Origin of the sequence: Methylobacterium carpenticola (genome assembly GCF_042748905.1) — a bacterium.
In the GTDB taxonomy this organism is placed as follows: Bacteria; Pseudomonadota; Alphaproteobacteria; order Rhizobiales; family Beijerinckiaceae; genus Methylobacterium; species Methylobacterium carpenticola.
Window position 1 is genome coordinate 1,014,718 of record NZ_JBHZEO010000001.1, and the last position, 14,569, is coordinate 1,029,286.

At 68.2% G+C, this 14,569-nt stretch carries 11 protein-coding genes; 1 reads left to right on the plus strand and 10 read right to left on the minus strand.

The window, feature by feature from the left end; genetic code table 11:
- Positions 1-31 precede the first annotated feature (31 nt).
- The 6 genes from ACE101_RS04865 to ACE101_RS04890 form a co-directional block, all read right to left on the minus strand.
- A complete protein-coding gene (locus ACE101_RS04865; RefSeq protein ID WP_379126431.1) occupies positions 32-892 on the minus strand; it encodes an N-acetylmuramidase family protein in 861 nt (286 codons plus the stop codon).
- Between the two features lie 76 nt (positions 893-968).
- Positions 969-3,629: a pectate lyase family protein gene (locus ACE101_RS04870; RefSeq protein WP_379126432.1), complete on the minus strand. Its 2,661-nt coding sequence runs from the start codon at positions 3,627-3,629 to the stop codon at positions 969-971.
- Between the two features lie 115 nt (positions 3,630-3,744).
- Positions 3,745-3,951 (minus strand): hypothetical protein, encoded by a 207-nt coding sequence (locus ACE101_RS04875; protein WP_379126433.1) that lies wholly within the window; start codon positions 3,949-3,951, stop codon positions 3,745-3,747.
- A complete protein-coding gene (locus ACE101_RS04880) occupies positions 3,944-4,180 on the minus strand; it encodes a hypothetical protein (RefSeq protein WP_379126434.1) in 237 nt (78 codons plus the stop codon). The genes ACE101_RS04875 and ACE101_RS04880 overlap by 8 nt, the downstream gene beginning before the upstream one ends.
- Entirely contained in the window at positions 4,180-4,698 is a 519-nt protein-coding gene (locus tag ACE101_RS04885) for a hypothetical protein (protein ID WP_379126435.1), read from the minus strand. Before ACE101_RS04885 ends, ACE101_RS04880 begins: the two co-directional genes overlap by 1 nt.
- Positions 4,695-9,134, minus strand: a complete 4,440-nt coding sequence (locus ACE101_RS04890; protein ID WP_379126436.1) for a host specificity factor TipJ family phage tail protein — start codon at positions 9,132-9,134, stop codon at positions 4,695-4,697. Before ACE101_RS04890 ends, ACE101_RS04885 begins: the two co-directional genes overlap by 4 nt.
- Before the next feature lie 100 nt (positions 9,135-9,234).
- Between ACE101_RS04890 and ACE101_RS04895 the strand changes: the two genes are divergently transcribed.
- On the plus strand, positions 9,235-9,510 hold the full coding sequence (locus tag ACE101_RS04895; protein ID WP_379126437.1) for a hypothetical protein: 276 nt from the start codon (positions 9,235-9,237) through the stop codon (positions 9,508-9,510).
- A 68-nt stretch (positions 9,511-9,578) separates the two neighbouring features.
- Here the strand turns inward: ACE101_RS04895 and ACE101_RS04900 are convergent, their stop codons facing one another.
- Genes ACE101_RS04900 through ACE101_RS04915 form a run of 4 tightly spaced genes read right to left on the minus strand, consistent with a single transcriptional unit; the run spans position 9,579 to position 14,346 of the window.
- A complete protein-coding gene (locus ACE101_RS04900; RefSeq protein ID WP_379126438.1) occupies positions 9,579-9,983 on the minus strand; it encodes a glycoside hydrolase in 405 nt (134 codons plus the stop codon).
- On the minus strand, positions 9,980-10,528 hold the full coding sequence (locus ACE101_RS04905) for a DUF1833 family protein (protein WP_379126439.1): 549 nt from the start codon (positions 10,526-10,528) through the stop codon (positions 9,980-9,982). Before ACE101_RS04905 ends, ACE101_RS04900 begins: the two co-directional genes overlap by 4 nt.
- Before the next feature lie 3 nt (positions 10,529-10,531).
- Positions 10,532-10,909 (minus strand): hypothetical protein, encoded by a 378-nt coding sequence (locus ACE101_RS04910; protein ID WP_379126440.1) that lies wholly within the window; start codon positions 10,907-10,909, stop codon positions 10,532-10,534.
- Positions 10,909-14,346: a phage tail length tape measure family protein gene (locus ACE101_RS04915; RefSeq protein ID WP_379126441.1), complete on the minus strand. Its 3,438-nt coding sequence runs from the start codon at positions 14,344-14,346 to the stop codon at positions 10,909-10,911. Before ACE101_RS04915 ends, ACE101_RS04910 begins: the two co-directional genes overlap by 1 nt.
- Positions 14,347-14,569: the final 223 nt, after the last annotated feature.

A 14,569-nucleotide genomic window follows, 5' to 3' on the forward strand; every position in this document is an offset into this window, starting at 1 on the left:
ATGCGCGGCGGGCCCGGCCGGCGCGGGAAGGTCAGCCGAACAGGCGCGTCCAGCTGGAGAGCCACGCCCGCCAGCCGGTCTCGGCGGTGGGCCGCGGGGCGGGAGCGGGTACCGGCTCAGCCGGAGCCGGCGGCTTGGCGGCCGCAGGCGCCGTCGGCGAGAGGGCGGCCGGAGGAGGTAGCGGCTCCACGGCGACAGGCGGCGTCGGGATCGGCCCCGTCACCGTCTCCTCGCTCGGCGGGGACCAGGGCGTGTCCTTGATCTTCGCCCACTTCGCGTAGGCGGCGGCCAGCTTCGTATCGTAGCTGTTGGCCTTGTACTGCGCGCCGTTGTAGCCGCGAGCGAAGGCCGCCCAGTTGTGGGCGCGGAGTTCGTCGTCCAGATGGTTCGCCTTGATGAAGCGCACCATCGCCTGGAGGTGCTCGCTCTCCCCGCCATCGACGAAGGCCACCACCATGTGCTGCGGGCTGTCGTAGCCGGCGGAGACGTAGTTCTCGCCGAGGATCTGCCCGAGCCCCCAGGAGCATGCCTTCAGGGCAGCGGTCTCGTTGATCGCCATCGCGCGCAGCAGCTTCGGGTACTGCTCGCTCTCGGCCCCATAGGCGCCGGCCTTCCAGGCCTTGTAGGCGAGGCCCGCCTGCACGGCCCGGTCCCGCTCAGCGCCCACCAAGTTGCGGTAGAAGACGTGCGGCTCGAACAGGATCTTCGGGCGCTTCTGTGGGTCGAACCCGCCGCCGCGGGTCTCGACGTCGAGCACCGCGTGCATCTCGTCCTCACCGACGCCAATGAGGTAGCCGGCCGCGGGCAGGTCGATGTCTGCAAGCCGGACGGCGCGGCCGACAAAGCCGGCGGTGCGCACGCGCGCGAACGCGCCCGCGACAGAGGCGGTCATAAGTGTCTCCGATTATCGAGGAAATGAGGTCCGTCGTGAGAAAATCCAGCCGCGGCATGCGGCGGATCCCTTTAGTTTACTTGGCAACCCAGCCAGTATTCCAAGTGCCGCTAGCTTTGACATAGAGTGTCGTGTTCGATTCTCCATCCTCTCGCATGTAGATCGATCCGGGAGGTGCGGCCACAACCCCCTCGGGCGACCCTGTGCCGGAGGTCAGAAGCCGCCCGCCGCCGAACCGCATGTTGATGGCGTTGAGGTTGCGAAAGCGTCGATCGCTGAAGCCAAGGTCCTGGCCGCCATTGGTGACCGGGAAAATGTGACCGGCCTGCGTGATCGTCAGCCGCTCAACTGGCGCGGTGCCCTCATCAGCAGTCGAGATCACTATCTCGCCGCTGATCTTTCCATCGGCCGCCGTGCGGGCGCGCAGGGTGATCCACGCAGCGTCTCTCAGGTTGCCGTCCGAAGCCATGCCTACGCCGCGCAGCAGGAGGAGCGTGCCGTAGTCGCCGACCCGAGCAGGCGCCGATAGCGTCCCGCTAAAGCCGTAACCCGCGAAGGCGCCACCAGATGGCGACATGACGCCGAGGAGCGCTTGCGTGCCCGCATCCTCCGCCACCGTCATCCGGCGCGCGCCGGTGAGTGACGCGGGGAGCTTGATCGGCGAGAGCTGGGTCCGCCGCTTGTCACGGACCACGGTGGGATAGACGGTCCGAGGACAGGCCACCGTGCCCGTGAGGTACATCTCGCCCGAGCCGCCGCCCATGGTGACGACGCGATCGAGCGTCGCCGTCGCCGCTTCGCCCGCGAGGGACAGATCGCCGACCATCACCCGGCCGGTCGTATGGTGATTTTCGCCGTACACAAAGGCTTGTCCGTTATTCGCCAGTCCCGTCGCGTGCGGGATGCCCAGCACGGCCAACGTCGAACACGTGTAGATCTTGCCGAGATCGTTGATCGACGTCCCCTCGAAATCACCGTATGCGTAGCCGTAGCACCCGGCGAAGATGCCCCCGAACATGCTCGATTGATTGTTCGTTACGTTGTTCTGGCAATGCAGCTTCAGCTCGGGTAAGTAGAGGTTTTGGCACGGCTCGACGACAAGACCAGTCCCGCGCAGTTCCTCGATGTGGAGATTTTGCCAGACGATGTCGTTGCTTCCGCCGCCATCTATGAAGATTTCGACGGCAGGGGAGAAGACCACGTATTGGTCCGTCACGCCGGCATTAGTGGCCCGATCCAGGGTCGCGACGGCGCCGCTTGCATCGACGGCGGTGATCGTGGCCCGATGCGGGCGGCGGGGATTGCCGGGGTAGAAGCCGGATGCTGAGCTGTCCCGGGCGTTAAGCACGTAGACCACGCGGCCGACGTCCGCCTGCGTCAGCACGGGGGCATTGAGCGTCAGCGTCGTGGATCCGCTGGCGATCGTCCCGCGCACGCCCTCGAAGGTCAGGTTGACATTCGTGAACGTCGAGTAAGCAATCTCCGTCGTCGTGACGTTGCGTGCGTCAATCACGCTCTCGATCTTGAAGATCTGTCCGCCATTGATCGTCTGAGCGTAGATCGTCTTCCCGACGTCGTTTCCGTCGAACACATCGGCATTCGCAACGAGCGCCGTCGATCCGAACGTGCCGCTGATCTTGGCGCTGGTTTGCTTGTAGACGCGCTGGCAGCCTCCGCCCCAGACGATCCCCTTGTCCATTTTGCAATTGAACATGTCGCTGAAGCGAATGACCGTGTTGTTCCCGTAATGGCTCAGAAACCACGGGCCGTTCATCGCGAAATCTGATGCGCTGCGCAGTTCGATGAACACGGGTCCCGCCTGTCCCGCTGGGACGCCCGCGTGCATGCCGATCCACGGACGATCGAGGCAGACCGCCTGACCGCGCGTCGCGGGGTTGGTCGGGTGAGTGAACCGAAAGATGACCTTCTCGACGCCGAGGGTATCGACGTAGACGCGGGCTCCCTCCTCCCACCGGAGGGTCAACCGGACCGTTGCATAGGCTTCGATGCCCTTGGTGACGCGGTAGCCCTTGCCCTTTTTGAAGGTGAGCATCCCGCCGGTTGGCAGGGTGCGAAGATAATTGATGGCGGCCTGGATCGCGTCGGTATCATCGGCGAGGCGGTCGTTTTTCGCCCCGAAGTCTTCCGGCGCTACCTCAATCCGATCGAGCACACCTTGGACGCGGCTGGCGCCATCCGTCGCCGTGACCGCGGCAGCGCTCGCCGTGCTTGCAGACGACATGGCGGTGTCGCGCGCCTGCACGGCGGTGTCGCGCGCGCTGGTGGCAGTCGCCGCCGCCGCAATGGCCTCCACGGTGCTGTCGGCCTTATTGTAGATGGCCTGCCCCGGAGACCAGTCCGCGGCCGTATTTGTGTTGGCGAGCTTGGTGTAGAGCGTCCAGGGCGCCGGGCTCGTCGCAAGGAAGATGAAGCCGACCGGCTGCCCATTGTACTGGTCGCGCTGCGCGAGCGTACCAGCCGCATCCGCCTTGATCGGACCGGCCTCGAACTTGTTGATGAGGTCGGTGACGCGCTTGTTGACGAGCGCGGGCGAGTTCAGTGCCGGACCTGAATTCTGAATGACCCACCCAGTCGCGCCGTCGAGATCCGGCCCCGGCCAGGGCTGCTTTAGGCGTAATTCGCTGGTCGAGATCATCTTATCGATGACGACGACCTTCCCATCATACAAAAACAGGTCGTACTCACCCGCCACGAACTGCGTCAGGTAGCCGGTCACGACGAGAGACCCCGTCGCCACGGCGACGGAGTTAGCAGGATTAGCCATGCGGGGGTCTAAGCTCCGGAGACGGGGTCTCGACGGGGGCGCGGGCGGCGCAGGGCTGCCCGGGAGGTCAGGCGGTCGGAGAGGCGGCGGGCGCCGCGTCCGCGGTCTCGTAGGCGAATTCGACGTTCGCGATGGTGATGGAGCAGTTCATCTGCCCGGGAGCGACGATCGGGCCAGCGAGTAGGACCGGGATCGCTTCGCTGCCACCGATTTTCACCGCGACCGTCTGCCCAGCCGCGTTCTGAACCAGGGTCACTACCGTCTTCTCAGCCATTGCTCTCTCCTACGGTGGTGGCGCCGGGCTGCTGCTCCGGCTTCGGGAACTGGGCCTTCACGGCCTCGCATCGCTCCACCCACGCCATCGTCTCGGCGGGGATCGGGTGGCCCGCGTCCGCCAGGGCGCGCAGGCCCTTCTGGATCGCGTCCAAGGCATCGCCGGGAACCGGGTAGGCTGCGACGCGGTGCGCCGCGTAGGACGTCTCGTGGCGGATGACGGTCGGCATCAGGGCACCTCGATCGTCCATTCGCCGGGCGTATGCGGGGCGCTCAGCACGCGCACCCGGTAGGTGCCGGAATGGGAGAACTGCAGCTCGATCTCAGCGTCGTCGGCCGCGTAGACCGTCAGGCCGTTGACCGGATCTGAGATCTCCACCCGGCAGGGCTGGGGCGCGTTGCGGAGGGTGAAGCCGTCCAAGGTGGCTGGGCAGCGCGACTTGACCCGCTTGCGCGGGCCGCCCTCGGCGCCGCGGTCGACGTAGTGGGTGTCCCACTTGCCGGTCTCAGGCAGGATCCGGTCGCCCTGAATGCGAAGGGCCTGGATGTGGCCGATCGCCATCTCGCCGGTTGCCACGATCGAGCCCTGCTCGTCGTAGCGAATGAAGGGCGAGATCGCGAACAGCCGGGCGTCACCGCCCTGCCGCTCGCGCTGGAGATCCAGGGCTTCGCGCAGGATCCTGAGGTTCCCCTTACGGATCGCCTCGGGGTCCTTGTTGATGACCGGAAAGTCGTGAAAGCCCTTCATTTGTCGTACACCACCGCCTTCAAAGTCGCCCCGCCAACGACAGCCTGAGTGTTGTTGTAATCGTAAGTGAATGTTCCGAGGCCGGGGCTATCCTCGCCGTTCGGATTGAGACCATTGAAGAACTGGTTCTGCCCATCCATCGAGATGAGGTTGTTGACGGAGATGACCGTGGGTCCATTCCGGCGAGCGACGGTGATGGCCCCGATGGTGAAGACGCGTGGATGCGAGGTGCCGCCTGTCCCGAGGTACTGAACGAAGATCTCCACCCTGGCGGTCGGCGAACGGGTAGTGACCGTGATTGATCCGGTCGCATTGCCGGGCGCGATGTCCGTCTTCACTCGCTGCGTCACGCTGTCGTCGGCGAGGTTGCCGGTGCCGACGACGAGCGAGCCGATCTGCGCGCTGCTGACGATGAGGTTGGTCGCCGCCAGCGCCCGGCTGGTGACCGAACCATCCACGAACAGGTCGCCGCTGATGCGGACGCTGTAGGAGACCGACCCGTCGAGGCGGCGGATGCCCTGGAAGATGAAGCCGCCGGTCTGGCCGTCGATCTCTCCCGTGACGCCGAACTGGACGCTGAGGCCGTTGATGGATGCGCCATAGGTGGTGAGTGTCGAGGTGTGACCGCCGACCGTCGTGGAGAGCGCCTGCGTGGTGCTCGCGACCGCGTTAAGCCCCGTCTCGGTGTTGAAGACGCGCGTTTCCAGAGCCGCCGCGGTCGTAGCGACGGCGGTGATATCCCCTTGCAGGTTGGTGGCTTGGCTGCTCAGGAAGCTGATGTCCTGCGCATGGGAGAGGATAGCCTGATCCTGCACCTGCGTCAGGGTCTCCAGATTGGAAACGGCCTGAGAAGTCAGGTTGATCTGACCGCTCTGCGTGGACGTCGTGCTCTCCAGGGCGGTCAGGCGTCCGGCCTGAGACGTGTTCTCGGTCTCGGTCGAGCCGACGCGCACGGTGAGCTGGTCAAGGGCCGTCGCGGTACCGGTGATCTGCCCACCCTGGATCGACAGAGTGGCGCTGAGCGCAGAGATGTCCCGCCCCTGGCTCAGGATCGCGCTATCATGCACCTCGGTGAGCGTTTCGAGCAGGTTGATCGCGGTGGCGTTGGCTTGGATGCTGCCGCCCTGCGCCTGCACCGTGCTCTGCAGGGCCGTCAGCGCCGTCGAGATGGCAGAGACGTTGCCCTCGGTGACGGCGACCCGGGTGTCGAGCTGCTGGATCGCGGTCGCCTGCCCGGACAGGGACAGGTCGTTGGCGTCGATGCGCGAGCCGAGCGTGGTGATCGCCTGCGAGTGCGCGTCGATCGTCCCCTCGGCCGCGGTGACCCGCGTGCTCACGCCCTGGATCGCGGTCGCGTTGCCGACGATGTCGCCCTCGGCGAGGGTGAGCCGAGAGGCGAGAGAGGTGGTGATCGCAGCGTATGCCTCACCCTGCGCGATGCGGGCCACCGTCTCGCGCTCTATCGCCGCGAAGTTGGCGCTGGTGCCGACCTTGATCAGCTCGCGCTGCTCATAGGCGTCGGCCGCCGTCGTCGCAGCCTCGTTGGCGAGCAGGTCTAGCGCAGCCTGCAACTGCCGCATCCCGCCGCGCACGGTGTCGTGGGCGAGGTCGATCGCGCGGCGGGCATCCTCCAACGCCTCGCCCTGGATCTGATTGCCGTAGGCGAGCAGGCCGCGGCCGATGTCGTTCTGCGCCGTGATCTCCTTCTGCAACTGGGCGGACATCTTCGCGATCGTGAGCGAGAGGTCGTCAACCAAGGAGCCGTCCACGACCGGCGCGACCGTCGTGAAGGTGGTGGGGATCCACTCGCCATGCAGGCCGGTGCGCCCGTAGGCCCGCGCCCGCACCGTGACCGGCTGCTCGGACTGCCGCATCGGCGCGCGGCCGCTCGATGCCGGGCCCGTCGGCGAGATCGTCTCCCAGGTCACTCCGCCGTCATAGGACAGCTCGACCTCGTAGGTGCGCGCGCCGCGGGTGGGCGAGACGCCCCAGGCCACCTCGATCCCGGTCTCGATCCGGTAGCAGCGCGCGTGCAGCACCGAGATCTGCGGCACCAGCGGCTCGGCGAGGCTGTCCGCGTTGACCGGCGCGGGCGCGATCACGTCCTCGTCCAGCAGCTGCCAGACCCGGGCGTCGTCCCGCACCATCTCGATCCGCACGTGGTCGGCGTCGGAGGGGATCGCCGAGCGGGCGACGTAGGTCTCCTGCAACTCCACGAGGTCGCCCAGCACCACCGTGGTCGGATCCTGGGTGTCGCGCGCCAGCACGGCGGAGAGTTGCTTCCCGCTCTGCGCAGCCGCCGCGATCACGTCGTCCGGATGCAGCTCCAGCCCGCGGGCGCCCTGGCCGCGCATGCGCAGGATGCCCCATTCCCGGCCGGCCCGGGTCCGGATGGAGCCGTAGCCCCAATCGGCGGGCACGTTGGCGTCGACGTCGAGGGTGAGCAGGTTGCCGGCGGCGCTCGCCACCCCGTAGACCTGCTTGCCCTGGAGAAACCACAGGTCCGAGAGGATGTGGTCGCCCGGGTAGACGAGGCGCCCGTCCCACTCCGTCGTGACCGCGCGCTCGGCGCCGCGGAACACAGCCACGGCCGCGAGCCACTTCGCGTGCTTGAGGGCGTGCACGCCATCCGTGATGCCGGCGACGCGGTAGCGCTTCGGGGTGCGCGAGGGTGGGCCGTAGCTGTAGCGGACCTCGTCCGGCCGGCGCGGATCGCCGTCGCGGTCGAACTCCACGATGACGTCGCCGCCCTCGACCTTGGTCTTGTAGGTCGCGCTCGCGCTGTCGCGCACGATCTGGCGGCGGGTGAGCACGTGGCGGGGCTCGGCCCGGCTCTCGTCGCGCACGAAGCTGTGCACCGCCCCGACCTTGATGGCATCGGCCCGCATCGGCAGCAGCAGCTGGCCCGCCGCCTCCCAGAACGAGGACACCTCCGGCAGGGCGCCGTCGTAGGTGTCGTTCGCGGTCAGCAGGTTGGCGTAATAGAGCGCCTTGTCGGCATCGACGCCCGAGGGGGCGGCAAGGCCGTAGCTCGCCCGCACGAGGTCGCAGTAGGCCCACACCGCCTTACGGGTCGGCTGCTCCGTCCACGTCGAGCCGTCCCACACCGGCAGGATCCGGGTCGCCTGAACGGTGATGTCCGAGTAGGCGGTGATGGTCAGGCCCGGGCCGGCCCGCACCCGGATCACCACCTCCGTCGTGAGCGGGCGGACCCTGATATCGTCCTCGAACGCCATCAGCGTGTCCCAGGTCACGTCGTTGACCTGGTTGATGTTGACGTTGGCGGGGTGGAGGTTCTGGGCGCGCACCTCATAGGCGCCCTGCTCGGGCCAGCGGACGAGCGCGCTGCGCCGGAGCGGCGTGGTGGCGAGGACGAGGCCTTCGTCCTGGCGCACGATGTCGAAGGGCTCGCCGATCGGGTTGCCGGTGATCGGATCGATCCGGCGGGCCTGGAACACGGCACCGGCCGCGCCGGGCACCTGCCGGCCGGCCGAGGACTGCCGCTCGACCCGCGGGAAGGTCCAGTTGACCTGCACTTGGTCGGTGGTCACGCCCTGAGGCTGGGCGCGGAACCAGGGCGTCCACTCGGGATTGCCGCCCGGGCGCGGCAGCTGCTGGCCCGCCACCGCGTCGCTCGACACGACGTCGCCCGAAGCGAGCGTCGACGGCTGTTCGTACAGGATCTCGACGGCGGTGCCCGCCGGGCCGCTCGTCGTGGTGCTGAAGGGCGGCTGGATCCCGCCCTCCGCGGTCCAGAACAGCGCGTCGCCTACCTTGATCTGATGCACTTGGTACTTGCCCAGGCCAAGCGTCATGCGCTTGACCAGCACCATCGTGTCGCCGTCGTAGCCGATGTAATCCTTCTGCGAGAGCGGCGGGGCGGTCCAGCAGCGGCCGTAGAGCAGCGGCTTGCGCGCGCCCGGGCGCGGGACGTTGCCGCCGCCGGTGAGGCTGTAGACCTCGCGCTCCTTGCGCGTCTTGGCGGCCGAGGAGGCCTGCGCGGCGATCGAGAGGCCGATGCCGCCGAGGACCATGCCGGCCTGGATCGCGAAGGACAGGGTGCCGGTGGCCGCGCCCGACAGGCCGAGGGCCGCGCCGGCCAGTGCGGGGGCAGCGTAGGGCGCGAGCGCAATCAGCGCGATCGAGGCGATGGCGAGGCCGATCGAGGCGAAGCCCTTGCCCATCGGCACGGTGGTGATCAGCACCACGTCGCCCGGCCCGACAAGCGTGTGCTTCCACTGCGCGCGCAGCCGCACGGTGCGGTCGTTCGGCTGGTAGACGTCCGTGCCGCCGCGGTGGACCGACACGATGAAGCGCCGCCCGTCCGCCGGCTTGTGACGGGCCACGATCGTCGATAGCCGGCGCCGCCGGTTGGGGAGCCGAACCGGGGTGTCGCGGACCTGCCCGACGATGTTGGCGGTGACGACGAGGGTCATGCGCAACCGTGCGAAGTGGAAGGAGTGAGCCGGGCAACCTTGTGTAGATCACCCGGCCCGTTCACCATCGGAGGCGCCAACCGAACCGATGGGAAGCAAAATGAATGAAGTCGAGAAAGACCTGTTCAAGCTCGGAACGATGCTTTCCGCAACCGAGATTGCACTTAGAGCATCACTCAAGCGGCTCGCCGAGGCGTCAGGGCCACAATCGAAGCAGGCGCTTGATGATTTCGAGAGGGCGTGTGTAACCGGCATCAAGAATATGACGCCGACGCCCAATGTGCCCGACGCCGTCATGCAGTCGAGCGTCGAGGCTGCCCTTCAGTTGGTTCAGGGCGCTTTCGCGAAAGTCAGAGGGGACCTCGGCTTCCGGTAGTAGCCTCAAAGTGCCTTCGGCCACCTCGAAGCCTCCGAGGTGGCCGTCTATGCAGCCATACATGCGCATCACCGCTCTCCCACGGGAACAAGGTAGGTGAGCCGCCACCGCCGGGCCTGGACGATCTCCAGGGGCGGATCGAGCACGACACCGTGCGGCTCGTCGGTGTGCAGGATCAGGCCGCCGTCATCGGCCAGCCACGTCCCGCAGTGCTCCTCCTTGCCGGGCCCGCGGCCCATCAGGACCAGGGCGCCGTCGACCGGCGCGGCGATCTCGCGCCAGTTCGCCCGCTCGGGGTGGGTAGCGAGCACCCGCACCCGCTCGCGCACATCCGCCACCAGCGCGGGGTCGGCGACCGGCAGCACGCGCCCGAACAGCGTCCACTGCGTGAGGCTCGCCAGCTGCCAGCAGTTCAGGGCGTCGCGGTCGTAGGGCTTGCCCCGGACCGCCCGCAGGAAGTCCGCCCGCGTCACGAGAACAGGCTCGGGTACTCGTCGCGGTCGAAGAAGGCGTGCGGCCCGGTCGGCACGTTCTGCTGCCGGCCGTCCGGCCAGGACAGCGTGCCCTCGGCCTGCGCGGCGGTGACCTCGAACTGGGTGAGTTCTAGCCCCGACAGCGTGTCGTCGTCGGGCCCGGTTACGTCGTCCAGATGGCCCGGGAGCACCCGGTAGGCCCGGAATGTCACCAGCACCTCGGCATCATAGCCGACGGCGTTCTTGAGCAGGTCGTGCAGCAGGTCCGACGCGTTGTCGATCTGGAGCTTGCCGTCCGTGGGGCCGTCCTCGTCGGCGCCGGGCCGGATCACCCCGAAGGCGCAGAGCAGGTGCGGCACCTTGGGGCCACCTTCCACGATCGGCAGCCCGATGGTGTCGCCCGGGTCGCCCAACGCGCTGTCGATGTTGCACGCGAGGTAGATCGGGGCATCGAGCGAGGGATGGTCGATCTGCACCGTGTCGATGATCACGCCTTCCTCGTCACCCGAGGCGTAGGCTTCCTGGAGCGCCAGTTTCAGCGTCACGGATCACCAATCCTGGACCAGCAGGGTGAAGGAGACGAGCGGCCTGGTTGGCGTCCAGGCGGACCACGCGACCGCGCCTGTGATCCGGCACAGCCGGGTGCCGACCGTCTGGAAGTCCGGCAGCAGCACCGGGGCGTTGAAGCGCCGGGCGCCGCGATTGAGGTCGGCGAGGTAGAAGTTCTTGAACGTCACGAACTGGCTCCCGGTCATGGGAATCGCCAGCGAGAGCGGGGTCTCGTTGAACAGCGAGCGACGGCGGGCGCGGTTCGGCCCGTCGTCGAACTGCGTCTCCTGCGGCGCCGGAAAGAGCTCCCGGCTGCCGGCGTTGGGGGCGAGCCCGCGCAGCTTCGGCAGGGTGGTGGGCCATGCGGGGACTGCCATCAGCCGACCCTCGACCACGGGCCGGCGGCGGCTTGCCGGAGCGGGCCCTTGCCGGCCGCCGCGCGGGCGCCGAGGCCGCGCTCGACGGTCCGCAGCGCCTGATCAATGGAGCCGTCGGCGCGCCGCTGCGGCGGCCCGTCCGCCTCCAACTGCACGCCCGGGGGCGAGATGAAGTTGATGGCGGGCATGGCCGAGCCGTTCGCGTTCGCCGCGCCGCGCGGCGGGCTCGGGTAGCTCCCGGGCCCGACATAGCCGCCGTCCGCGTAGCCCTTCAGCTGCCCGTGCAGCGCCGACAGGGCGCCGACGCCGATCCGGTTCACCGAGGCCGCGTCGAACACGTACTCGCCGCGGTGGACGATGCCGGCGGGCTCCATGCGGCCGCCCCAGCCGGTATAGCCGCCGCTCGCGAAGCCGAAGAACTTGCCGAAGCCGGAGAACAGGCTACCGAGGCCGCCGCCAGCCCCGCCCTTGCTGTCAAAGAATGCGGACACGAAGCTGTCGATGGCCTTGTTGGTGAGCCGGTCGATGACGCGGCCCAGCGCGTTCTGGAGGGCCTCGGTCGCCGAGGCGCCCTGCCGGAGGTCGCTCACGAACCCGCCCAGGGCGTCCTTGGTGATGTCCTTGGTCTGCTTGAGGTTGTCGTTCAGCGTCGCCGTCGCGATCGCCGCCTCGGCCGCCGGGCTGGTGATGTCCCCGTAGTAGCCGCGCACCCGGCTGTAGATCGCCTGGTCGGCGTCGCTCCGCCCGAGCTGCTCGCGATCGAACCGGAGGTCACCGCCGATCCGCGAGGTCGCGAGATCTCGCGCCGCCTGCGCGGAGGCCCGGGCGTTCTTCTCGACCGCCCGCCGGTAATCGTCGGTGATGTCGACACCCCGGAGGGTGGCGCGCTGCAACTCATCATCCGCGAGACGGCGCGCCTCCAACGCGACCGCATCCCGGCCGTAGAGCTCGATGCTGTCCTGCACCGCCCGCTTCTGGCCCTCCAGCGCAACGGTTCGCTCGCGCTCGGCCCTGATCTGCTCGTCCGCACCCGGCGGCTTAGTCTGGATCGTATTGACGTAGTCCTTCGTTTGGTCGTTCAGGCGAGATACATCACCGCCGCGCTGCAACCACTTCTGGGTCGCGCCCTCGCCCATGTTGTAGCCGGCCAGCATGTTCGTGACATTGCCGTTAAACATGCCGCTGAGCACTTGAAGATACTTCGCCATCCCGAAGATAGAGGACTCCGGGTCCCAGGGGTTGACCCCAAACCGGGCCGCAGTTGGTGGCATGAACTGCGCGATGCCCTGTGCCCCGGCCGAAGACGTCAGGTTCGGCCTGAACCGGCTTTCCTTCCAAAGCATGGAAGCCATCAGGTCCGGGTCCTGCCCGTACTCCCCCGCCGCCCGCAGAACGATGCCCCGGTACTGCTCGGGCACGTCCGCGATCGATTTTACGTAGCGGCCGGAGCCCTGGGCGGCGCGCTGGACCGTGTCCTTGTTGACCGTGTCGGTGTTGAGCTTCAGCGCCTCGGCAAGACCTTCGCGAGTAACGGCGTTCGCCACCGCCGCGTTACGGGCCGCGGTTAAAGCTGCAAGGTCACGCGAGTCGGCGTTGGCTATCCGGCTACCGTAGTCCGCCTGCACCTGAGTGGACGACGGGCCATTGGGATCAATGCCCCGGCTCCTTAACTCGTTGATGTAGTTCTGCTGGTTCTGGGCCACCTCACGGGCGTAGGGCGAGAAGCCGGCTGTGCGGTTGTTGAATTCAGCCTGCCGGACGGCGGCGGCCACGGATGGATCGCCGAAGCGGGCGATGTCATCCGCCATCGACTTGGCGAGGCGGCTCATCCGCTCGAACGCCTGCTCGGTCTGGACCAGCTGCGACCGATCGAGCCCCCACGTCACCGGGTCGGAGATCGCCTTGCGCAGCGCCTCGGCGGTGTCCTGGGTCTTCTTCAGCTCCTGCCGGCCGGGGTCGAGGGACCGCACCAGATCCCCGATCACGAGGCTGTTCCGGTTCGCAGAAGCCTGCGCGAGCCCCTTGTCGCGCTGATCGACGAGGTTCTGGATGCGCTGGAGCGCGGCCTCGGCCGCGGCGAGTTCGTCGCTCGTGCGCTGGGGGAACAGCGAGCCCAAGATGCCTTGGCTCTGCGCCCGGGCCGCCGTGGCCCACTTCTGCGCGTCCGCTAGCTGCTGGTCGAGGCCGCCGCCCGTCAGGACGCGATCGACCTTCCGGCCGAGTGAGTCCCACAGGTCGCCGATCATGGTGCCGGCGGCCGTGGTGAGCTTCGTCCAGCCGCTGGTCGCGTCCGAGGCCTTCACGAGGCTCGACGTGTAGGCGTCGAGCAGCACGCGCTGGGCACCGAGTTTGTCCCCCTGCGCCTGAAGTCGCTGGACGGTCTCGCGCGTCCGGTCGTTCAGGAAACCCAGCCGCTCGTTCAGCGCATCGGCCCCGCGGGACGGATCGGCGAAGGCGCTCGCGAGATCCTTGATCGCGTCGGGCACCTCCTGGCCGGTAGTGACCGCGAAGTCCTTGGCCGTCTTGATGACGCCCGAGAACATCTGCTGGCTGATCTGGCCGGTGGCGGCGAGCGTGCCGGCGGCCTCGCGGTATTCCCGCTGCGAGAGGCCGGCGGCACCCGCGTTCGCGGCGGCATCGGCGGTGATGCCGGCCACCGTCGCGCCCGAGGCGCGGCCGGCACCGGACAGTTGCAGCTGGAGCGCCTGCTGGGCGGAGCGGTAGGAGATCGCGGCAGCGGCGGCCGAGCCGACCGCCACGGTGAGCAGGCCGAGCGCCCCGCCGACCACGCCGACGCGCGCCGCGAGCCCGCCGAGCGCCTCACCGGCCTGGGAGGCGACGCCGCGGACGCTCGCGCCCATCAGGCTCGGCAGGATCTGGCCGCCCTGCTGTAGCGCGATCGTCAGCGGGCTCATGCCGCTGGCGGCCGACGCCACGATGTCCGTGCCCTGATAGGCGAGGTTCTGGATCTGGTGACCGGACAGGCGACCGCCCGCCGCCGCGGCGGGCCCGGTCGGCACCCCGCCCGTGCTCGACAGGCCCCCCAGCCGCGCCGCCGCCTGGGCGTTGCGGTCGTAGTTCTGGACCGCCTGGCGCCCGGCCTCGCCGAGCGCCCGCCAGCCGGCCGCCTGCCGGGCGAGGGCTGCGGTCGTGTCGTTGACCGCGCGCGTGGCGTCGTTCGAGCGGCCGACGAACTGCGTGAGGCCGGTCCCGGTGACACCGATCGAGGCGGACAGGTCACGGTGCGCGCCGGCCGCCTCTCGCACGCCCGCCGTCGCCCGGGCCATCGCGGTACCGGCGCGCTCGGCGGTCGCTTGAAGCGCCCGGGCGGCGGACTCGGCGCCGCCCGCGGCCTGCTGGAGATTGCCCAGCGCGGTCGCGGCGTCTACGGCGGGCCGTGAGTCAATCGCGAGACCGAGGGTTGCGAGGTCAGCCATGAAGTGGGTGCTTCTCTGGACGGTGATAGGGGCTAACGGCGCCCTAACAAGCGGATCAGCCGATTTTAATACAGTTGATGCTTGTTATTCCGCCGAAAAGGCTCTCGTATCTATGTATAAAGATAATTATCTTAGAATTTTAAAAGCGGGGCAAATGCCAATACACAACGATGTGAAAACTATCTGCGTTCATTCCGATAAGGGCGACTTAATGACGGCCGTC